15 protein-coding genes and 1 pseudogene are annotated in these 21,928 nt (G+C 53.0%); 4 read left to right on the top strand and 12 right to left on the bottom strand.

From position 1 onward, the window contains the following. Nucleotides 1–31 precede the first annotated feature (31 nt). Nucleotides 32–1,294 (top strand): ComEC/Rec2 family competence protein, encoded by a 1,263-nt coding sequence (locus tag DW757_RS14015; RefSeq protein WP_118752023.1) that lies wholly within the window; start codon nt 32–34, stop codon nt 1,292–1,294. 213 nt (nt 1,295–1,507) lie between these two features. Here DW757_RS14015 and DW757_RS14020 read toward each other — a convergent pair whose 3' ends face one another. Beyond that, a complete protein-coding gene (locus DW757_RS14020) occupies nt 1,508–3,331 on the bottom strand; it encodes an ATP-binding protein (RefSeq protein WP_243033713.1) in 1,824 nt (607 codons plus the stop codon). A 179-nt stretch (nt 3,332–3,510) separates the two neighbouring features. Then, complete coding sequence (locus DW757_RS14025; RefSeq protein ID WP_118752025.1) at nt 3,511–4,818, bottom strand: citrate:proton symporter; 1,308 nt, start codon at nt 4,816–4,818, stop codon at nt 3,511–3,513. 243 nt (nt 4,819–5,061) lie between these two features. Between DW757_RS14025 and DW757_RS14030 the strand changes: the two genes are divergently transcribed. After that, nucleotides 5,062–5,763 carry a response regulator transcription factor gene (locus DW757_RS14030; protein ID WP_118752042.1) on the top strand — a complete coding sequence of 234 codons (702 nt, stop codon included), beginning with the start codon at nt 5,062–5,064 and terminating at the stop codon, nt 5,761–5,763. 169 nt (nt 5,764–5,932) lie between these two features. On the opposite strand, the gene DW757_RS14035 is transcribed toward DW757_RS14030, so the two are convergent. From DW757_RS14035 to DW757_RS14050, 4 genes are all read right to left on the bottom strand, one after another. After that, nucleotides 5,933–7,120 carry an LL-diaminopimelate aminotransferase gene (locus DW757_RS14035; protein ID WP_021965458.1) on the bottom strand — a complete coding sequence of 396 codons (1,188 nt, stop codon included), beginning with the start codon at nt 7,118–7,120 and terminating at the stop codon, nt 5,933–5,935. Beyond that, complete coding sequence (gene carB, locus DW757_RS14040) at nt 7,104–10,370, bottom strand: carbamoyl-phosphate synthase large subunit (protein WP_118752026.1); 3,267 nt, start codon at nt 10,368–10,370, stop codon at nt 7,104–7,106. Before carB ends, DW757_RS14035 begins: the two co-directional genes overlap by 17 nt. Nucleotides 10,371–10,439: 69 nt before the next feature. Further along, the gene (locus DW757_RS14045; RefSeq protein WP_118752027.1) at nt 10,440–11,504 is read right to left on the bottom strand and encodes a carbamoyl phosphate synthase small subunit; all 1,065 of its coding nucleotides are present in this window, start codon (nt 11,502–11,504) and stop codon (nt 10,440–10,442) included. Nucleotides 11,505–11,546: 42 nt separating this feature from the next. Then, nucleotides 11,547–13,160 carry a CTP synthase gene (locus DW757_RS14050; RefSeq protein ID WP_118752028.1) on the bottom strand — a complete coding sequence of 538 codons (1,614 nt, stop codon included), beginning with the start codon at nt 13,158–13,160 and terminating at the stop codon, nt 11,547–11,549. 434 nt (nt 13,161–13,594) lie between these two features. Here DW757_RS14050 and DW757_RS14055 point away from each other — a divergent pair, with 434 nt between their 5' ends. Continuing rightward, nucleotides 13,595–15,688, top strand: coding sequence for a glutamine synthetase III (locus tag DW757_RS14055; protein ID WP_118752029.1), 2,094 nt, complete (start codon nt 13,595–13,597; stop codon nt 15,686–15,688). A gap of 10 nt (nt 15,689–15,698) precedes the next feature. Continuing rightward, nucleotides 15,699–17,342: an asparagine synthase B gene (gene asnB, locus DW757_RS14060; RefSeq protein WP_118752030.1), complete on the top strand. Its 1,644-nt coding sequence runs from the start codon at nt 15,699–15,701 to the stop codon at nt 17,340–17,342. Nucleotides 17,343–17,373: 31 nt separating this feature from the next. Here the strand turns inward: asnB and DW757_RS14065 are convergent, their stop codons facing one another. From DW757_RS14065 to DW757_RS14090, 6 genes and pseudogenes are all read right to left on the bottom strand, one after another. Continuing rightward, the gene (locus tag DW757_RS14065; protein ID WP_015573794.1) at nt 17,374–18,405 is read right to left on the bottom strand and encodes a hypothetical protein; all 1,032 of its coding nucleotides are present in this window, start codon (nt 18,403–18,405) and stop codon (nt 17,374–17,376) included. Nucleotides 18,406–18,513: 108 nt separating this feature from the next. Further along, nucleotides 18,514–19,194, bottom strand: a complete 681-nt coding sequence (locus tag DW757_RS14070; RefSeq protein ID WP_008395083.1) for a DUF6198 family protein — start codon at nt 19,192–19,194, stop codon at nt 18,514–18,516. Next, a complete protein-coding gene (locus DW757_RS14075) occupies nt 19,191–19,619 on the bottom strand; it encodes a MarR family transcriptional regulator (protein ID WP_008395082.1) in 429 nt (142 codons plus the stop codon). Before DW757_RS14075 ends, DW757_RS14070 begins: the two co-directional genes overlap by 4 nt. A 240-nt stretch (nt 19,620–19,859) precedes the next feature. Next, nucleotides 19,860–20,477, bottom strand: coding sequence for a flavodoxin family protein (locus DW757_RS14080; protein ID WP_118752031.1), 618 nt, complete (start codon nt 20,475–20,477; stop codon nt 19,860–19,862). Nucleotides 20,478–20,520: 43 nt separating this feature from the next. Continuing rightward, nucleotides 20,521–20,643 (bottom strand): annotated as a pseudogene (locus DW757_RS14085) (cupin domain-containing protein); the annotation flags it as partial. A 176-nt stretch (nt 20,644–20,819) separates the two neighbouring features. Beyond that, nucleotides 20,820–21,914, bottom strand: a complete 1,095-nt coding sequence (locus DW757_RS14090) for an aldo/keto reductase (RefSeq protein WP_118752032.1) — start codon at nt 21,912–21,914, stop codon at nt 20,820–20,822. Nucleotides 21,915–21,928: the final 14 nt, after the last annotated feature.

A 21,928-nucleotide genomic window follows, 5' to 3' on the forward strand; every position in this document is an offset into this window, starting at 1 on the left:
TAAAATGGACAGGCAAAGGAGGTAATGACATATGAACCGATTCAACAGAGTCAGACATTCTGTCCGGCTGGCTGTTGCCTGTCTGCTCTCTGCCGCTCTTCTTTTAACAGGATGCTCCGGCAGCGGATTATCCGGGCAGGCCAATGAAGAAGGCTCATTGAATGTGACAGGCAGCACTGAGGAGAATTCCGCGGCTTCCTCACAGAGCAGCACAGCTGAAGGCCAGGTATTATCTGCTGATACCACAGTGCATTTCATCGACGTTGGGCAGGGATTGTCTGTGCTGATCCAGTCTGACGGCCATTTCATGCTCTACGACGGAGGAGACAGGAACGCTTCCTCTCTCGTCGTATCCTATCTTCAGGAGCAGGGCGTGGAAACCCTGGACTATGTGATCGCGTCCCACTACGACGCCGATCACCTGAACGGAGTGGTCGGCGCGCTGAATGTATATGAAACAGAGAAAGTCCTTGCGCCAGACTATGAGACAGATACAAGGGTATTTCAGTCCTTCCAGTCTGTGATCCGCGAGAAGGACATTCCTCTCATCCATCCAAAGCCCGGGGACACTTACCAGCTGGGAAATGCGTCCTTCACCGTTCTGGCCCCCCAGAGCAGAAGCTACAGCAGCGCCAACGACTACTCGGTTGCCATCCGTCTTACGGCAGGCGACGTGAGCTTTCTCATTACCGGGGACGCGGAATCTGAGAGTGAGGCTGAAATGATTAAGACGGGTCTTCCCCTGGAAAGCACGGTTTACGCTGCCGGCCATCACGGAAGCGCCAGCTCCGGAAGCTGGGACTTTCTTCAGAGAGCAGTGCCAGAATATGCTGTCATCAGCTGCGGAGCCGGAAATTCCTACGGCCATCCCCATGTGGAAACCATGGAAAAATTCGAGGCCATGGGCATCGAGATCTTCCGCACGGACAAGCAGGGAACCATCACAGTCTCCACAGACGGCTCCTCACTGACCTGGTCTGTCAGTCCCTGCAGCGACTACACGCCGGGGGATCCGGATGACAAACCGGCCAGACCGGCGGGAGGCAGTTCAGAAGACAGTTCTGTTTCCGGCTTTGGTCCCTCCGCCGGTTCAGAGCCTTCCGGGACTGTGGATGGAAACGGACTTCATACGTATATTCTTAACACCAGTTCCAAGCTCATTCACATGCCGGACTGCAGGAGTGTGTCTGATATGAGTGATAAAAATAAAGCTGAATGGAGTGGAGAGTCCTTCGATCAGTGCCTGAAGGAAAATCCCGGATACAGAGGGTGCAAAAGCTGTAATCCGTCCTGACTTACACATTAGCATCAATACGGCGGCTGCAATGCAGTCAGTTGGAAACACCTGCAAAAAAATACGTCCTGTCAGAGATAAAACACTTTAACAGGACGTATTTTTTTGAATTTTTTAAGCAGCCAGAGTTCTCAAACTTTTCGTTTCTTGCATCAGCCTGCCGGAAAAAGCCGGACCTTTCAGGAAGTAGGACAGGCCGGAACGCCGGCCGCCCTACCGAAGCGAAGCCGAATCCGCGCTGCGGCAGTATACCGGAAAATACAGACAGAACACCGTCCCCTTTCCCGGCTCGCTCTCCACCATGATCAGCCCCCTGTGGGATTCCACCATCCGGTACACCAGAAACAGCCCCAGTCCCGTCCCTTCTCCAGCCCTGCGGGTTGTGAAAAATGGATCAAAGATCTGTTTTCTGACATCCTCTGTCATACCGCACCCGGTATCAGAGAAGGACAGCTCATAAAAGTCCTGTTCCTCCTTCCCCTCAAAAAACCTGTTTTTGGCAAACTCTCTTCCCTTCCGTACTCTCCCCTTTACCGTCAGACGGCCTCCCGCTTCCCCCATGGCGTGAAAGGCATTGGTGCACAGGTTAAGCACAATCTGATGAATCTGGGTTTCATTCCCCCACATCCAAAACGGCTCAAATACAAGCTCCATGACAATTTCCACCTGCTTTGGCTTTCCTGACTCTGCCACCAGCATGGCCCTGGCCGCCACCTGACTTACAGGAATTTCCTGAAAGGACTGCTCGGAATTTTTTCCGCTGAAGGCTGAGATCTGGCTGATAATCTCCTTCGCCTTTTCCGCTGAGCTCAAAATTTCCTGAATATCTGCGTAATAGCGGTCTCTTTCATCCATCTCTGACAGCATCATCGCCGAGTAGCCCATAATGGGAGTCAGCAGGTTGTTGAACTCATGGGCGATTCCGCCCGCCATAGTTCCCACAAGCTGAAGCCTCTGCTGATGAGCCATAGCCTCCTCTCTCCTTCTGAGCTCCTCAAGCCGCTCATTCACCTCTCTCAGCCGACAGTTCTCCTGCTCCACCGATTTCTGCCTGCTGAACAGCTTCCAGATCAGGAGAAGAAACAGACCGAAAAATACCGCCAGGCAGACGGCTGCTGCAGCTATCTTTATAGTAGCCGCCTGCAAGGGTTCTGTGATTTCCGCATAGTCGATCACAGCGCTGACGATCAGAAAGTCGTCTCCGATCTCAACCGGCTCATAGGCAGATACCTTTCTGACCGGCCGGGGCGGTTCCTCTATCCACCAGTAGGAATTGTAGATCTCCACCCCTCCTTTTCCCGACTCCTGATGCTCAATCAGCGTTTCCAGCTCAGAAAAATCCAGCCCCGGGTACATCCTGCGGCGCCCTTCCAGGACATACTGCCCGATCTGCTCCTCTACCTGGTGCATCAGAATCAGGCCGTCTGAGGACTTGACCATCACATACCCGTTTTTTCCCATTTTAATATAGGCTGCTGTTTTCTCATAGATATCGTTAAAGCTCAGAATACAGGAAAGCCTGCCTCCGGCTTCTGTAGTTCTCTGAAGTTTCAGGTAACAGTTTTCCTCCTCATCCTGCCAGATGGAAATAGCGGTATCTGCCGTCTGCTCCGTCATAAAGCTGACCAGCGTAAGAACCCTCTCTTCCTGTGTCCAGTGTGAAATGCTGAGGTTTCCCTGTTCGTAGACAAGGCCCGTGACCGTTCCCTCCCTCTCCCTGAGAAATTCCTCCAGGGTCTCTTCCATGGGCTTCTGATTCTGCTCTGCAAAAGCAGCCTCCGCTGTGCGAAACTGTTCCAGCCCTGTTTCCACTGCCAGATCGTCTTTCGTCTCCTCCACAAACACCTCAATATTGGCCGCCACGCTCTCTGAGATAGAGCGCAGCTGCCCGCTCTGGGTTTCAATCATGGTTTTCTGGTTCTCGACTATCATATTTCCTACCAGAATAAACAAAAGCACTGCCGCAGCAAATACAACCGCTGCGGCAGCGCCGATTCCCCCTCCCCGGGGGCGTTCCCTAAAAAAATGAATTTTCATACCGCTGCGCACTCCGTCCGCTTCCTGCCTGCGGCAGCCGGCGGCTGGCCGCAGACATTCTGCAGGGCCTTTCTGCATTTTCTTCCGTCTATTTTACAGAATGCCCCTTTTTCTGTCAAATAGTACTGCCGTTTTATTTTCTGCCTGAAGCAGCCTCTGAAACCCGGAAATCCTGTTCTTTACAGAATCGGCAGATAACCTGTCGCAAGCCCTGCAGCCATAAAGATGACAAAAATTCCGATACACCACTTAAAGATATATCCCTGGTACTGTGCCAGTGTAATCTCTGTCTTATCCATCAGCAGGTAGATAAACGGAACTAACGGGCTGAGGAAATGGAAGGCCTGTCCCATCAGAGCTGCAAAGCCCACATTCAGATCCGTAAAGCCATAGGCCTTGGCTGTGGCAGCCAGAGGCGGCAGCACGCCATAGTAGAAGGCGTCATTGTTAAGCAGATAGGTACCCGGAGCACTGACAACGGCAATCACGACTGCAAAGTACTTTGCCAGAGATTCCGGAATCACGGCAACCAGGAATTCGGCAATGGCATTTGACATACCCGCATTTTCCGGACCGTTTAAAATACCCATCAGCACACCGGCACCGAGGACCATCATGACCACGTTGATCATATCCGGAGCAATGGAGCTGATGACATTTCTCTGAATCTTCTGATTGGGATAGTTGACGAGGAGGGCAACCGCTGTTCCCACTCCGAACAGGATGGCAGAGGAAGCCAGTCCCATAATCAGGGCTACAATGATAGCCGCTGTGAGGATCAGGTTAAACCAGATAAGCCCTGGCCTCTTCCATGCTTTCTCCTCCTCTGAAAGCTGTACCTTAACCGCGTGATTCTCCACATCCTTTGACACGCCCAGGCGTTTTCTCTCCTTCAGTCCCAGATAATAGGACACTCCGATGACGTAAATCGCCGAGAGAACCATACCAGGTACCAGAGGAGCCAGGATTTCTCCAGCATCCAGATGCATCACCGACATAACGCGGGCCGTTGGGCCGCCCCAGGGAATCAGGTTCATAATACAGTTCTGAAGGATAATCAGAGTCGCCAGATAGATTTTTTTAATTTTCAGGCGCTCATAGATCGGGATCATGGCAGTACAGCAGATCATGACCGTGGTGGTGCCGTCCCCGTCCAGTGACACGAAGGCAGCCAGTACGGCCGTTCCCACCAAAACCTTCAGCGGGTCTCCCTTGCACCAGGAAACTACCTTGTCCACCATAGGGTCAAACATTCCCGCCGTGAGCATGATTCCAAAATACAGGATGGCAAAGGTCATCATGGAAAAGGTGCCGGCCACATCCTTAATTCCGGCCATGGCATATTCCAGCGTATCCCAGCCGTAGCCTGCCAGCAGACCGAAAAGCACAGGAATGATAATCAGTGACGTAAACGGGCTTAATTTTTTTGCCATAATTAATCCCATAAATACTACGATCATGGCAAAGCCCAGAAAAGCTAAATACATATCTCTTTCTCCCTTTCTTCCCTCTGCTTTCCTGCCAGGCCCTGGGGCTTCCTGTCTTCTGGTACAGCAGAACGGTTATTCTGCCTTCAGTATACTGCCCGGTTCTTAACATCCCCTGAAAAAGTCTTAAAAAATGTTAAGATTTGAAAGTTTTGCAGTTTTCCTCGTTTTGTGGTATTCTGGACAGAGCAGTTTCTGCTCATGAAGAAATTAAAGAGACGGACCAGAAAGGGAGGAGGACCTATGGCTGAAGAAAAGATACTGATTGCTGACGATGATCCGGCTGTCCGCCGGCTTCTCATGCGCGTTGTGGAGGGGAGCGGCTTTAAGGCTCAGACGGCCAGCGACGGACTGGAGGCTGTCCGCGCAGCCCAGAGCGGGGAGTTTGCCCTGATTCTCCTGGACATTATGATGAACGGGAATGACGACGGCTTTCATGCCATTAAGAAGCTCAGAGAGTCCGGAAACACTACTCCCATCATGGTTCTCAGCGGAAGGAGCGGTGACTTTGACACCCTCTACGGGCTGGACATCGGAGCCGATGACTACGTGTCCAAGCCCTTTAACCCCGTCATTCTGGGCGCCAAGATCAAGGCGCTGGTGCGCAGAAGCCAGGCCGGACGGGAAGAGGCAGGGGAGCTTCTCACAGCAGGGCCCTTTCTCTACAACACCCTTACCATGGAATTTTCAAAGAACGGGATTCCCATCTCCCTCTCCTCCAGGGAGCATGTGCTGATGCGCCTTTTTTTGTCCCACCCGGGCCAGGTGTTCTCAAAGGAGCAGCTCTATGAGCTTGTCTGGAACAATACCGCAGTGGATGACAACGTAATTATGGTCTACATCAGCCACCTGAGAAACAAGATTGAGGACAGTCCGAAAAATCCGCGGTTTATCAAAACTGTCTGGGGGATCGGCTATACCTTCTCCTGCACCGGTCAGGGCTGACCTCCAGGCTCTTCTGCCCCAGGCCCTCCCCTTCTGCCCCAGGCTCTGGCCTTCCCGGGCTGAACGGCACCGGCTGCAGGCAAAAAACGGCTCCATTCAGGGAAAAGCCCTGGCCGGAGCCGTTTTTGCCGTTCAGCCTCTTATGTGATTTTTTGTGATTTTTATTTTTCTATCTGGAAAACACCTCATAAAACCGTTTCATGGCTTCAATGGTATTCTCCCTTGTGGAGAAAGCCGTCAGCCGGAAGTATCCTTCCCCGCAGGCACCAAAGCCGGCGCCCGGCGTTCCCACAACATTGGCCTTCTCCAGCAGAAAATCAAAAAAGGTCCAGGAGTCCATCTGCCGCGGGCATTTCAGCCAGATATACGGGGAATGCTCCCCGCCTGTATACCAGATTCCAAGTCTGTCCAGGGTCTCTGTAATAATTTTCGCATTATCCCTGTAATACTGAATATTTTCAAGAATCTGTCTCTCGCCTTCTTCTGTAAACACAGCGGCGGCAGCCCTCTGGACAATATAGGGCACTCCGTTGAACTTCGTGGTCTGGCGGCGCAGCCACAGTCTGTTAAGCGCCTTCCCGGAGCGCACAAGCTCCATGGGGATCACCGTGTATCCGCATCGGGTTCCGGTAAATCCCGCCTTCTTGGAGAAGGAACAGAACTCAATGGCACAGGTCCTTGCGCCCTCTATCTCAAAAATGCTGCGGGGCAGCTCTCCCGTCACGAAGCACTCGTAGGCAGCGTCAAAGAGGATCACACTTCCCCTGACGTTTGCAAAGTCCACCCATTCCTTCAGCTGCTCTCTCGTATAAACGGCGCCTGTGGGGTTGTTGGGAGAGCACAGGTAGATCAGATCTGCCTCCATGCCCTCCTCTGGCATGGGGAGGAAGCCATTCTCCTCCCCGGCCCGGGCATACAGAATCTCGCGGCCGTCCATGAGATTCGTATCCACATAGACAGGATAGACGGGATCCGTCACCAGGACGCGGCAGGAACAGCTGAAAATATCGAGGATATTTCCCAGATCGCTCTTGGCCCCGTCTGAGATAAAGATCTCCTCTGCTGCCAGCTCCACGCCGAACCGCCTGTAATACTCCCTCACAGCCTCCCTCAGGAAGTCGTACCCCTGCTCCGGACCGTAGCCCCGGAAGGTTTCCGCCTTTCCCATCTCATCGGACGCGCGGTGAAGGGCTTTCACAACTGCCTCCGGGAGAGGGCGCGTCACGTCTCCGATCCCCATCCGGATGAGTTTTGCCTCCGGGTGGCTATGACTGTAGGCATTCACCCTTTTTGCTGTCTCTGCAAACAGGTAGCTCTCCTGTAAGTTTTCGTAATTGTGGTTAATATCTGCCGCCATGCTCTTCTCTCCTTCCTGACTGTACCTGCTCTCCCTGAATCCTTTCCTCCTGCATCCGGTTAATATCCACCAGAACCGTGTTGTCCTCATTGTACCTGCTCATCAGGCTGTCTGCCAGCGCGCCTGCCGTGTCGATGGAGGTCAGGCACGGAACGCCCAGCAGACAGGCTCTGCGGCGGATCCTCACGCTGTCCCTGGCCGGAATCCGTCCCTTGGCAGAGGTAGAGATAATATACTGCACTCTCCCTGTTTCCAGGATGGTCATGCTGTTGTACTCGCTGTTCTCATCGATCTTCGGAACCATGTTAACCGCAAATCCGGCCTCCCGGAGCACTCTGGCATTTCCCTCTGTGGCGTAGAGCCTGAAGCCCAGGAATGCAAACTTCTCCGCCAGCGCAGGAAGCTCTTTTTTATCACTTCTCCTGACAGTAAAGAACACGCCTCCCTCGTGGAACATCTTGTAGCCGGCTCCCAAAAGCCCTTTGTAGAGTGCCTCCTTCAGATCCCGTCCAATGCCCAGAACCTCACCGGTTGATTTCATCTCCGGCCCCAGCTGTACGTCCACATCAATCAGCTTCTCAAAGGAGAACACCGGTACCTTGACTGCCGTGTACCGTGATTTTCTGCAAAGCCCCGTGCCAAAGCCAAGATCTCTGAGCTTCATTCCAAGGCTTGCCTTTACCGCCAGATCGACCATCGGCACTCCCGTCACCTTCGACAGGTAAGGAACGGTTCTGGATGCCCTAGGGTTTACCTCTATAATATAGATCTCCCCGTCTGCCACAATGTACTGGACATTGACAATGCCGACGGCGTTGAGACCTTCACAGAGCTTTTTCGTGGTCTCTGCGATCTTCTCCTCCGTCTCCGGCGTCAGGTGCATGGCCGGATAGATGGCTATGCTGTCGCCGGAGTGGATGCCTGAACGCTCCACATGCTCCATGATTCCCGGAAGCAGAATATCTGTTCCGTCATAGATGGCATCCACCTCTATCTCCGTACCCTCCAGGTACTTGTCAATGAGCACCGGATTTTCAATATTCTGAGCCAGGATAATTTTCATATACTCTCTGATGTCCGCCTCGTCGAAGGCGATAATCATGTTCTGACCCCCCAGTACATAGGACGGGCGCATCAGAACCGGGTACCCCACGCTCTCTGCTGCCCGGATGGCCTCTTCTTCTGTCATGACTGTGTGCCCCTTCGGCTTTGCAATGTGCAGACGGTCTAAGAGCTCATCAAACCGTTCCCTGTCCTCCGCCATATCGATGCTGTCTGCACAGGTTCCGATAACCGGCACCCCGCTCTCTGCCAGAAACCTGGTCAGCCGGATTGCAGTCTGGCCGCCGAAGGCCACCACCACCCCGCAGGGCTTCTCCGCCTGAAGGATGTTCTTCACATCCTCCGTCGTCAGCGGCTCAAAGTAGAGACGGTCTGCCGTGTCGAAATCCGTGGAAACAGTCTCCGGATTATTGTTGACAATCACTACCTCATAGCCCAGCCCCTTCAGCACCTGGACACAGTGAACGCTGGCATAGTCAAACTCAATTCCCTGCCCGATACGGATGGGGCCGGAGCCAAATACCACGACGGTTTTCCCGGGATTTCTGATAAACGGCAGCACCTCATTTTCTCCTCCCTCCTCCTCGCTGCTGTAAACGCCGTAGAAGTAAGGTGTCTGGGCGGCAAACTCGCCGGCACAGGTATCAACCATCCGGTACACAGGAGCAGCCTTCGCAGGCAGGGGATGGCCGGATATGGTCTCAAGGGAGCGGTCTGTAAAGCCCAGTTTCTTGCCTCGCATATACAGCTCCCCGGTCAGCTGCCTTTCCTCAATCTCCTTCTCATAAACGACTATATTTCTGAGCTTCCAGAGAAACCACTCGTCAATCTTTGTGATCCCGTGGATTTCCTCCACTGTGATCCCCCGTCTTAAGGCCTCGCAGACTACAAAAAGGCGGCTGTCATCCTGGACGTGAATGCGGTCTTTCAGCTCCCCGTCCGTCAGGGCGCGTATCCACGCAAAACTCAGGGTTTCTGTGGAGATCTCCGCCCCTCTCACCGCTTTCATAATGGCTGACTCAAAGCTGTCGGAGATGGACATAACCTCCCCGGTGGCCTTCATCTGAGTTCCCAGCGTCCTCTCTGCATACACGAATTTCTCAAAGGGCCACTTGGGGAACTTTACAGCCACATAGTCCAGAGCCGGCTCAAAGGCGGCGTACGTATTTCCTGTCACTGCATTTTTGATCTCATCCAGGGTGTATCCCACGGCAATCTTGGTGGCTACCTTGGCGATTGGATAGCCTGTGGCCTTGGATGCCAGGGCCGAGGAGCGGGACACTCTCGGGTTTACCTCGATCACTGCATACTCGAAAGACTCTGGATTCAGTGCGAACTGGCAGTTGCAGCCGCCCTCTACCTGAAGGGTGTCCACAATCCTGAGAGCCGCAGAGCGAAGCATCTGGTACTCCCTGTCTGCCAGCGTCACCGCAGGGGCGATGACAATGCTGTCGCCTGTGTGGATCCCTACCGGATCAAAGTTTTCCATTGAGCAGACGGTGATGCAGTTTCCTGCCCTGTCCCTGATCACCTCAAACTCAATCTCTTTCCAGCCGGAAATCCCTTTCTCCACCAGAATCTGGTGAATCGGCGACAGGGCAAGGCCGTTTCTTGCAATCTCCCGAAGCTCCTCCTCACTGTCTGCGATTCCTCCTCCCGTTCCTCCCAGGGTGAAGGCCGGGCGGACAATCACCGGATATCCGATGGTCTTCGCAAATTCCAGGGCGTCCTCTGTCTCATTGACTACCTTTGACGGGACGCAGGGCTGTCCGATGGACTCCATAGCATCCTTAAAGAGCTGCCTGTCCTCTGCTCTGTCGATAGTTTCCGGCGAAGAGCCTAAAAGCTTTACTCCATGCTCCTCTAAGAACCCGTCATGGGCCAGCTGCATACAGAGTGTAAGCCCCGTCTGGCCGCCGAGACCGGAGAGAATGCTGTCCGGCTTTTCCTTCTCAATAATCCTCTTCACCGTTTCAAGGGTCAGCGGCTCAATGTATATTCTGTCTGCCATCATGTGATCCGTCATAATGGTAGCCGGATTTGAATTCACCAAGACAATTTCCAGCCCCTCCTCCCTGAGGGCACGGCAGGCCTGCGCTCCCGCATAGTCGAATTCTGCTGCCTGTCCGATGACAATGGGGCCGGAGCCGATCACAAGCACCTTTTTAATTGAATGATTGAAAGGCATTCTGTTTCCTCCTTATCTGTCTTTTCGTACTGCTGCTCTATGGCAAAGCTGAACTGCCAGGCGGGGCTTCTACCGTTTCAGCATCCCTAAAAAATCATCAAACAGAAAATCTGTGTCCTTCGGGCCTCCGCACGCCTCCGGGTGAAACTGGACGGAGTACACGGGGTAATTTTTATAGCGCAGCCCCTCATTGGTCCCGTCATTGACATTGACAAAGGAGGTTTCAGCTACAGAGGTATCGATGCTGTCCTCCCTCACCGCATAGCCGTGATTCTGGGAGGTAATGTAAATCCGCCCTGTCTTTCCGTCCTTTACAGGCTGGTTGGCTCCCCTGTGGCCGTATTTCATCTTCTCTGTCTGAAAACCGTGTGCAAGGGCCAGAAGCTGATGGCCGAGACAGATTCCCATCATCGGAATACCGCTTTCCAATAGCTCTCTCAGATTTTTTATAATCTCCGTGTTCTCTGCCGGATCTCCCGGACCGTTTGTCAGGAAAATTCCGTCCGGCTTGTACTTGAGAACCTCCTTTGGGGAAGTGGAAGCCGGAAGCACCCACACGTCACAGTCTCTCTCCAGGAGGGAGCGCAGAATATTGTCCTTCCTTCCGAAATCCAGCATGACCACCAGTCTGCGGCTGGCCCTGCCGCGAAACAGCGTCGGCTCATGGATTGTCACCTGGGAAACCGGGTTCTCACAGCGAAAGGCCCTGATCTGTTCCAGATCTGCTCTCGACGGGTCATCTGTGATGAACCCGTTCATAGTTCCGTACTCTCTGAGCATTTTTGTGAGAGCCCTTGTGTCAATACCGCAGATGCCGGGAATCTGGTTTTCCTTCAGGTAGCTGTCCAGATCTGTATCGCACCGGAAATTGGAGGGATGGGCGCACCATTCCCGCACAATATAGGCAGAAAGCCCTGCAGTCCCGCTCTCCTGATCCTCCCTGATGATTCCATAATTTCCAATCAGGGGAAAGGTCTGGACAACCGCCTGCCCTTTATAGCTCTTATCTGTCAGCGTTTCAATGTAGCCTGTCATGGCCGTGGTAAACACGATCTCTGCCGTTACCTCTCTGTCAGCTCCGAAAGCCGTACCTTTCAGTACTTTTCCGTTTTCCAGGACAAGGTATCTGTTCATTCGTCTGTTCTCCTTTCAAAAAGACTCTGTTCAGGCTGAGCCTTACCCGCGCAAATCGTCTCTCCTTTTAAGCGCACTCTCCACAAACCCTTTAAACAGAGGATGAGGACGATTCGGACGGCTCTTAAACTCAGGATGGAACTGGACGCCTACGTAAAAATCATGCCCGGGTATTTCTACTGTCTCCACCAGCTTTCCGTCCGGGGATGTGCCGCTGATCAGGAGGCCATTTGCTTCAAGCCTGTCCCTGTAGCCGTTGTTAAACTCATAGCGGTGGCGGTGACGCTCATAAATGAGACTGCTGCCGTAGCACTCATCCATTCTGCTTCCCTCCTTTATGCTGCATGGATAGGCTCCCAGTCTGAGTGTTCCCCCTTTGTCCGTAAAATCATCCTGATCCGGGAGAAAATCGATCACCTTATAGGGGGAATCCGGATCGAACTCCCTGGACGACGCCTCTTTCATGCCGCAGACATTTCTGGCAAACTCAATCACGGCAATCTGCATTCCCAGACAGATTCCCAGGTAGGGAACATTGTGCTCTCTGCAGTATCTGGCAGCCTCCACCATTCCGTCAATTCCTCTTGCCCCGAAGCCTCCCGGCACGATAATCCCGTCACAGGCACCCAGCACCCGGGCAGAATCGTTCTCTCTCACGGTTTCCGAGTCGATCCAGCGGATATCAATTCTTGAGCCGCAGTCATAGCCTGCATGGCGCAGGGCTTCAGCTACAGAGAGATAGGCGTCATGGAGTTTTGTGTATTTGCCCACCAGGCCTATGGTCACTGTCTTTTTCCTTCCCTTGATCCGCTCCACCATGGCCTTCCAGTCGGCAAGATCCGGCTCCCTGGCTCTCAGCTGAAGCTCCCGGCAGACAATCTCTGAAAAATGTTCCCGCTCCAGCATCAGGGGAGCTTCATAGAGTACAGGGATCGTCAGATTTTCAAAAATACAGTCCTCTTTCACGTTGCAGAACAGGGCTGTCTTTTTGAAAATTTCCTCCTCCAGAGGCTCGTCGCAGCGAAGTACGATCAGATCCGGCTTAATTCCCATCCCCTGAAGCTCCCGGACCGAGTGCTGGGTGGGTTTTGACTTATGCTCATTGCTTCCCTTCAGGAACGGAACAAGAGTCACATGAATGTAAAGGCTGTTTTCCCTGCCGACTTCCAGCCCCACCTGGCGGATAGCCTCCAAAAAGGGCTGGCTTTCGATGTCACCGGTGGTTCCGCCGATTTCAGTGATCACCACATCCGCGTTCGTCTTTTTGCCAACCCTGTAGATAAAATCCTTGATTTCATTGGTTATATGAGGAATCACCTGAACCGTCTCTCCCAGATACTCCCCCCGGCGCTCCTTGCTGAGAACATTCCAGTAAACCTTTCCCGTCGTCAGGTTGGAATACTGGTTCAGATCTTCGTCGATAAACCGCTCATAGTGCCCCAGATCCAAATCTGTCTCCGCACCGTCCTCTGTCACGTATACCTCTCCGTGCTGATAAGGGCTCATAGTCCCCGGATCCACGTTGATATAGGGATCCAGCTTCTGCGCAGCAACCTTTAAGCCTCTGGCCTTCAGCAGCCGTCCAAGAGAAGCCGCCGTGATCCCCTTTCCGAGTCCAGATACTACTCCGCCTGTCACAAAAATGTACTTCGTCATCCCAGATTTCCTCCTCATATTCTGCCTCCGCCAAAAAACAACCTTTCAGAAAAGGCGCTCGCCAGGGGGACACTTTCCCCTGAAGCGAACGCCTTTGTTCTCTCTCAAAATTGTATTTTCTGCAGTTTGGAATTATTTATACAGGAAAATATCTCTGCTGTCAAGAATTTTTTCGCTGTACGGGTTCTCCTGATATTCCGACGCCTGACCGGGTCTGAAAGATGGACTCCGATTTTTTTTAAACGGCAGTTGACAAATCTCTCTGAACGCGCTATAGTATCACCCAAACAAACGGCAAGGGCGCCGGCCAATGGTCAAAGTGCCCTCTGCCGTTTCTTTTTTTGAGAGAAACCGGACGGTCCCTCTCCCAGTTCCCGCCCGGACGCGCTGTCCGGGCATGACAGCTCATACTCTGAAAAGAAGGAGGAGACATTATGAAAAAACCTGACGCCATTTTCGGTTCTATGGTATTCGGCGAAAGCGCCATGAGAGAACGTCTTCCAAAGGACGTATACCGCCAGCTTCTTCGCACCATCCACGACGGGCGAAGCCTGGATCCTCAGATAGCGGATACCGTTGCCAACGCTATGAAGGACTGGGCTCTGGATCATGGAGCCACCCACTTTACTCACTGGTTTCAGCCCATGACAGGCATCACCGCTGAAAAGCACGACAGCTTCATCACTCCCGCCGGCGATGGAAAAATTATCATGGATTTTTCCGGCAAAGAACTCATAAAGGGCGAACCGGACGCCTCCTCTTTCCCTAACGGCGGGCTGAGAGCCACCTTTGAGGCAAGAGGCTACACCGCCTGGGATCCCACCTCATACGCCTTTATCAAAGACCGGGTGCTGTGCATCCCCACTGCCTTCTGCTCCTACGGCGGGGAGGCCCTGGATAAGAAAACGCCTCTTCTCAGGAGCATGGAAGCCCTGAGCCGTCAGGCTGTCCGCATTCTGCGCCTCTTCGGCAATGACCGCGTATCCTGGGTGCGCCCCACCATCGGAGCAGAGCAGGAATATTTTCTCATCGACGAGGAGGTATTCCTGAAACGAAAGGATCTGATCCTGACCGGCAGAACCCTGTTCGGCGCCACATCCCCCAAGGGACAGGAGCTGGACGATCACTACTTCGGCGCAGTCAAGCCCAGGGTACAGGCTTTTATGGACGAGCTGAACAAGGAGCTGTGGAAGCTGGGAATTCTGGCAAAGACAGAACACAACGAGGTGGCCCCTGCCCAGCATGAACTGGCTCCCGTGTTTATCACCGCCAATGTGGCCATGGATCAGAATCAGCTCACCATGGAGATGATGCAGAAAATTGCCAGACGCCACCATATGGTATGCCTGCTCCATGAGAAGCCCTTCGAGGGAATCAACGGAAGCGGCAAGCATGACAACTGGTCTCTCTGCGACAGCCTTGGAAATAACCTGCTGGAGCCCGGGAACACGCCTGGCAGCAATCTCCAGTTTCTTCTCTTCCTCTGTGCTGTCATAAAGGCTGTGGACGAGTATCAGGATCTCCTTCGTCTGAGCGTCGCCTCCGCGGGAAATGATCACCGCCTGGGCGCCAACGAAGCCCCTCCTGCCGTCGTTTCCATTTTTATCGGCTCCGCTCTGGAAAAGGTGCTGGATTCCATTGAGAGGGACTGCCCCTATGACGGATGCAGTGAGAGGGAGTTTATGCGCGGCGCCCATGTGCTCCCCAGATTTCCAAGGGATACCACAGACAGAAACAGGACCTCCCCATTTGCTTTCACAGGAAATAAGTTTGAATTTCGTATGCCAGGCTCCTCCTCCTCCCTCTCCGGCCCCAACATCATGCTGAACACGGCTGTGGCCGAGGAGCTTCGGCAGTTTGCCGATATTCTGGAACCTGCCGGGGATTTTAAGGCAGCTCTCCGCACACTGCTGAAAAAGACCATATCTGAACATAAACGGATTATTTTCAATGGGAACGGTTACGATGAGAGCTGGATCGCAGAGGCCAGGGCCCGCGGGCTCATGAACCTGAAAACTACCCCGGACGCTGTGTCACATTTTACAGATGAAAAAAATCTGGCTCTCTTTTCCAGGCACAGGGTATTCAGTGAGGCAGAGGCAAAGGCCCGCTGTGAGATCATGTTTGAGAACTATGTAAAGGTTCTGAATATCGAAGCGCTGACCATGAATGAGATGGTTCTCCGGGATATTCTTCCGGCCGTATCCCGCTTTTTTGGAGAGCTGGCAGCGGCGGCTCACAGAAAAGCGCAGCTGTCCTCCCAGGCTCCGTCTGGCTATGAGTTCACAGTGGCAGCTCAGCTGTCCTCCCTTGCGGATCAGGCTTTTGAGGAAGTGGAAGAGCTGAAAAAACGGCTGGGAGAAGCGAAGGAAAAGGCAAAGCTCTGTGAACAGGCCTTTTTCTATCGGGACAGCATCGTGCCTGCCATGGAGGCTCTGCGCTCCACAGTGGATCGCATGGAAGGTATGACCGATTCCAGCGCATGGCCTTATCCGTCCTACAGCGATATTATATTCAGTGTGAAATAGGAGGGTTGATATGTGCTCGATCATGTGCTGCTGCAGGGCCGGAGCCGACAGGGAGGAGTTTTCCTCCCTCTTTGGCCGCTCGGAGGAGAGAGGTCCTGACGATACGAAAATTATAGATACCGGCCGCGGCCTGATAGGCTTTAAGCGGCTGGCGATTATGGGGCTCTCCCCCGAAGGTATGCAGCCCTTTTCAGATAAAGACATCTGCGTCGCCTGCAACGGCGAACTGTACGGGTTCCGTCCTGTCCGTGAAGCCCTTATTAAAGAGGGATGGGAGTTTAAGAGCGGCAGCGACTGTGAACTTCTCCTGCCGCTGTATAAAAAATACGGAACCGGCATGTTCCGGCTCTTAGACGCGGAGTTCGCTCTTGTTCTGTTCGACAAGGCTTCCGGCTCCTTCCTTGCAGCCAGAGATCCTTTCGGCATCCGTCCTCTTTTTTACGGCTATGACAGCGAGGGGGCTATCTGCTTTGCAAGCGAAGCAAGATGCCTCGTGGGCCTGTGCCAGAAAATCTTTCCCTTTCCTCCCGGCTGCTACTGCAGGGACGGCGCCTTCGTAAAATACAGAGACGTGTCCGCCCCGACGGCTGACAGTATCTTTTCCCGCCGTTTTCCCTCTCCTTTTCATCCGGACGGGGAACATCTGTCCGATCTCTCTGAAGATTTGGACACCATCTGCCGAAACATCAGGCTTCTTCTCACAGACGGTGTAAAAAAGAGGCTGGATTCAGACGCTCCCATGGGCTTTCTGCTGAGCGGCGGCCTGGATTCCTCCCTTGTATGCGCCATCGCGTCCCGTCTGCTGGGCCGTCCCATCCGCACCTTTGCCATCGGAATGGCGGAAGATGCCATTGACCTCAAATACGCCCGCGAGGCCGCCGAATACATCGGAAGCAAGCACACGGAAATACTCATAGACCGCGAAGATGTAATCCGCGCGCTGGATCCGGTAATTTCCATCCTGGGCACCTATGACATTACCACCATCCGGGCTTCCATCGGAATGTACCTGCTCTGCCGGGAGATTCACAGAACTACCGACATCCGCGTTTTGATGACAGGGGAGATTTCCGACGAGCTGTTTGGCTACAAATATACGGATTTTGCCCCTGACGCCGCGGCCTTCCAGGCGGAGAGCCAGAAGCGCGTGCGGGAGCTTTATCTGTACGACGTGCTGAGAGCAGACCGGTGCATCAGCGACAATTCCATGGAGGGCCGCGTTCCTTTCGGAGATCTGGCTTTTGCGGAATACGTCATGAGCATTGACCCTGAAAAAAAGAGAAATGTCTATGGAAAAGGCAAGTACCTGCTGCGCCGGGCATTTCTGGACTCCGGCATTCTCCCTGAGGACATCCTGATGCGCGAAAAGGCCGCATTCTCTGACGCGGTAGGCCATTCCATGGTAGATTATCTGAAGGAATATGCGGACAGCTGCTACAGCGACAGCGAATTCTCCTCCAAAGCCGCCTCCTTTGATTTCTGCCCGCCCTTCACGAAGGAATCTCTCCTGTACCGGGAGATTTTTGAGCGTCACTATCCTGGCCAGGCGGAAATGATCCCGGGCTACTGGATGCCGAATGAGAGCTGGGAGGGCTGCCGTGTAGCCGACCCCTCCGCCCGGTATCTGTCCAACTACGGCGACAGCGGAAAATAGCGGAAGCAGGAAAGATTCCTTATCACGTTTCCTACTCCTGTCCGTCCTCTGTCCCAGCGTCCGTCAGCTGTTCCACCATCTCTTCCATCTCTTCCAGATCGCTGTGCACAAGAGGGATGTCACACTTTTTGCAGGTATCGGTCAGAGCCGCAAAGATCCAGGGATTTCTGGCGTAAATGGTGCGCGGCCTTCCGCTCTTCATCACATAGGTGAGCAGGAAATGGAGGATCGCGTTTACCTCGCTGTCCCTGGGCTCTAAAACCTGCATATTGGCAATTTTCCTGCTTCTCTTATCCATAACCAGAAAGGCGCGGGGGAAAAACGGCTTGTCATAGCCCTCCTCCATCACCTCCGCATTCATGTAGAACAGATCCATACACAGTTCATAAATGCTCCTGGGTCTGGACTTCACAGCCTCTATCTGGTCCTGGCTTCTCAGCCTTGCAAGAGGATACTTTCTGTTCCCGTCAGGTAGAGGCGCCGAATAGTTTCTCCACTCTCCTGCCTCACTGTCATAGGAACGCCACAGGTGCTCTCCCCTCTCATATCGGATTTTCACCTTTCCGGACTTCACGTCACCTGCCGCCTCGCACAGCTCCCACAGGGCCTGGGCCATAACGGACACCTGCCTTTCGTCAGGAGTCCACGGCGCATAGGCCTTCTCGAAGGCGAGAAAGCAGGGCCATTTGCCTCTGCCGCGGAAGGAGAGATTCAGCTCCTTTATCCTGTCACGCTGCTCCTTCGGCACATCCTCCCGATCCACAAAGCTTAAGGAGACACACTGCTGTTCTCTGAGCGCAAAAACACTGAAGGGTCCTTCCTCACCCCTGGTTCCCTCCAGAAGATCAAAGTCCTCCAGCCCTCTCTCTCCCTCATACATCGTCACTCCGCAGCCGGCAATTCCCCGGCCTGCAATACTCATAAACACAGGTTCTTTTTTATCCTTCAGCTGTATCGCTACCAGATCCGTATCCCAAAAATTCTCCCATGGAGCAAGTTCCATCAGACGAACGGCAGCCTTATACAGAGATTTCCACAATTCCAGGGAGGCTTCTCTTCTCATTATCTATCCCTCTCTTTTCAGTACTGTCACTTTTATTTCCCCCTGTCCATCTTCCTGGCTGCCTGAAAAAGCAGGCAGCTCAGACCTTCCGGCAGGAATTCAGTTCTATTATGGCACAAAATTTGCAGATGGACAAGAAGCAGATGCGGCCAGATCTCTTATTTTCCGGACAGCAGGGAGATGAAGGTTAACAATATTCACAAATTTTCCCACTGTAAGAGCCGAGATCACGGTGCCGAGGCCGACGCCGTTCAGCCTTCCAAAAAACAGGAAGGACAGAGCCGAGGCAATTACAATCAGGCTGACATCAAAATAGACCTTCACAGAGCCAAATTTGAGTCCCGTGGTCTGGGAAATTGCGCGCACTGCCCCTTCCCCGGGAACCACCAGCACATCAGGGGCTACCTCAATGCTGATTCCGACAGCCAGTATGACGCATCCTGCCAGAAGGCTTACGATTCTGAGCCCGAACGCCTCCGGCTGGAAAAAAGACAGCAGCGTCATGCTCACATCGATCAGCACGCTGAACAGCACATTGACTGCTACCTGAAGAAACTGCACAGGCTGAAAATTCTTTTTCAAAAGTACTGCCTGGATCAGAATAAACAGCAGGTTTACAAAAAAGGTTGTCATGCCAAAGCTGACAGATGGGAACCGGAGGCTTAAGACATAGGGAACGCTGGAAATCTGGGAGGTTCCCAGAGCGCTTTTCGTGATGAAGGCAACACCGAAAGAGTTGATCGCCACTCCAAGTATAAAATATAAATAACGCTTTAGTATCTGTTTCATTCGGTCTCATCCTCCAGGTTTGCTATAATTTTATTCAATGTGGAAAGAAAGCCTGCCCTTTCACTGGCAGAAATTCCCTGAAAGGCCTTCTCATCCGTTTCAGAAAAAATCCTTTTCACTTCTCTGGCAGCCTGCTCTCCCTTTGGCGTTAAAAAAATATGATATGCCCTTCTGTCAGCCGGACTTCCGCTTTTAACAAGCAGTCCCTCCCGTTCCATCCGGGTCAGCAGACTTGTCATCGTCGATTTATCGAGCACACAGCCCCTGCATATATCCTTTGCGATGCAGCCGTTGTTTTCTTCTACGTATTCCAGAATCTTAGGCTGTCCCGGGAGCAGCGGCAGCCTCGATGTTCTCTGGACAATCCGCTTATTGCAGTGATGAAAGGCTCTGAGCAGCAGGACATGCAGTTCTTCATTGAGCATTCATTTCCCTCCTTTATATAGTTTGATATCAAACTATATGATAAGACAAAATCCTCCCTTCTGCAAGTCCTTTTTTGCACAAACAGGGAACGGGGGCCAACATCAATCCTTCTCTTCCTGTCTTCTTCTCTCTTCTCTCAAAACTGCCCGGAATCCTTTATCTTCTGAAAAAAGGCCAGGCAAAGACCTCCAATACAGATACAGGCCGCCGAAACGGCGGCCTGCCAGGACAGTGGGATCCTATCGTATAAAATTGGTAAACACCTGAGGCTCTCTCTCTGGAAGACCGAACGTCTCCTTTCCAAGAGCAATGCTCTTCATAAGGAATGTCATGTTGGCCGCCAGAGTGCGCATAGTCTGAAGTCCCTCCTCGTCCTCCAGTGCCTCTCCGGCATTCCTGCCGTGCACGCTGTTCCAATACTGGCTGGAGGCCACCGGCATTCCCGTGATAGTAAAATACTTGTTCAGCTCATCAAAGGTGGCAGAGCAGCCTCCCCGCCTTGCCACTGCCACACTCGCCCCGACCTTCATGGTCTTGTCAAAATGCGTGCTGTAGAACAGCCGGTCCAGACAGGCGATCAGCGTGGCGTTTGCAGAGGCATAGTACACAGGGCTGGCAATCACCAGACCGTCAGCTTCCTCAAGCTTCGGAGCCAGCTGGTTTACCTCATCCTCAAACACACATCGCCCCGTCTTGCTGCAGGAACAGCAGGCAATGCAGCCTCTGATGTCCCTGGCTCCAATCTGTACGGTTTCCACCTGAATGCCTTCCTTTAAAAATACGCGCTCCATCTCCTTTAACGCAGCCGATGTATTTCCGTTTTTTCTCGGGCTTCCGTTGATCATCAATACTTTCATCCCTGTACCTCCTGAATTCTGTCAGTTCTCACTCTGTTTCACATCAGGATTCCTGCGGAAGCCTGATGTACTCCTCATCCTCCACAGCCTCCAGCCACTCATTGGAAGCGCCTTCAGCCGGCACCTCCACGGCCAGAGGCTGAAACCAGCTGTCCTTAGCAGCTCCCTTGTCATCTCTTCCAAAGCTTCTTTCATGAGCTGCTTTCCTCCTGCCATGTTTTCTGCTCTTTCCATTTTCATACATGTTCCCCGGAGTTCTCCCGGACTTCCGCTCTCCGCTTTTCTGCCTCTGCATTTTTCCGCATCTGTCTGCCCCGGAGCCGCGCAGGGATCTCTTCTCTGCTATTTTCCGAAGTACCCGGCAATCTCTTTCATCCGTTCTGTCTGGCCTACATGGAAGGGACAGCGCCTGTCGCAGTGGCCGCAGCCAATACAGTCAGAGGCTGTCTTTTCCAGATTCTCATAGTGATCCTTCGCAAGGACATCCCCGGCCATTGTCAAATCGTAGTACTTATTGATCAGACCCACGTCAAGCCCTGCCGGACATGGCTGGCAGTGGTTGCAGTAGACACAGATGCCCTCTGCATCCTGGGGCGCAAAGGTCCCGAGAACCGAATAGTCCTTCTCCTCCCTGGGTGCCCTGAAAAATCCCAGAATGCGTTCCAGATCCTTCTTCCCCCGGATGCCGGGAAGCACTGTCACCACGCCCGGCTTGTCGAGAGCATACTGGATACACTGGTATTCTGTCAATGCTTTTTGAAACGGAGAAGTCTTTGCATTTAAAAGCTGTCCGCCTCCAAATGCCTTCATAACCGAAATCCCCACTCCCTCGGCCTCACAGCGGCGGTACAGGGCCATTCTCTCGTCCACGCTTCCAATGGCATAGTCTCCCTGCCTGTAATCATAGGCGGGATTGATGCTGAACATGACCATGTCAATATCTCCCTCATCGAGAAAGCGCTCCACAATCGAAGGCGTGTGGGATGAAAGGCCGATGTGGCGGACTGTTCCCGCTTTTTTCAGTTCTCTGATATACTCCAGCGTTCCGCCGGACAATACCTTCTCCCAGTCTGCCTTCTCGTCAATGCAGTGGATAAAGCCAAAATCGATATAGTCTGTTTTAAGGGCCTGAAGCTGCCAGTCTACTGATTTTTTTATATCCTCTAGCTTAAGCGTCCAGCCATATTTCCCGCTTCTGTAATCCGCTCCGAAATGGATCTGATAAAACACCTGATTTCTGTACCCTGAAACAGCGCTTCCGAAGGCGGAAAACGGCGAGGCGTCTGCCGCCGCCATATCAAAATAGTTGATCCCGTTTTCCAGGGCGAGAGCAATCGTTTCCTCTGCCTCTTTCTGCCCTGCTGCTCCCAGAGAGCTGTTTCCAAGCCCCAGAATGCTGATGTTTTCTCCTCCCAGCTGCAGTCTGCGATATTCCATCCTCTCAGTCTCCT

The organism is Clostridium sp. AM29-11AC (assembly GCF_003480545.1).
GTDB lineage: Bacteria > Bacillota > Clostridia > Lachnospirales > Lachnospiraceae > Otoolea > Otoolea saccharolyticum_A.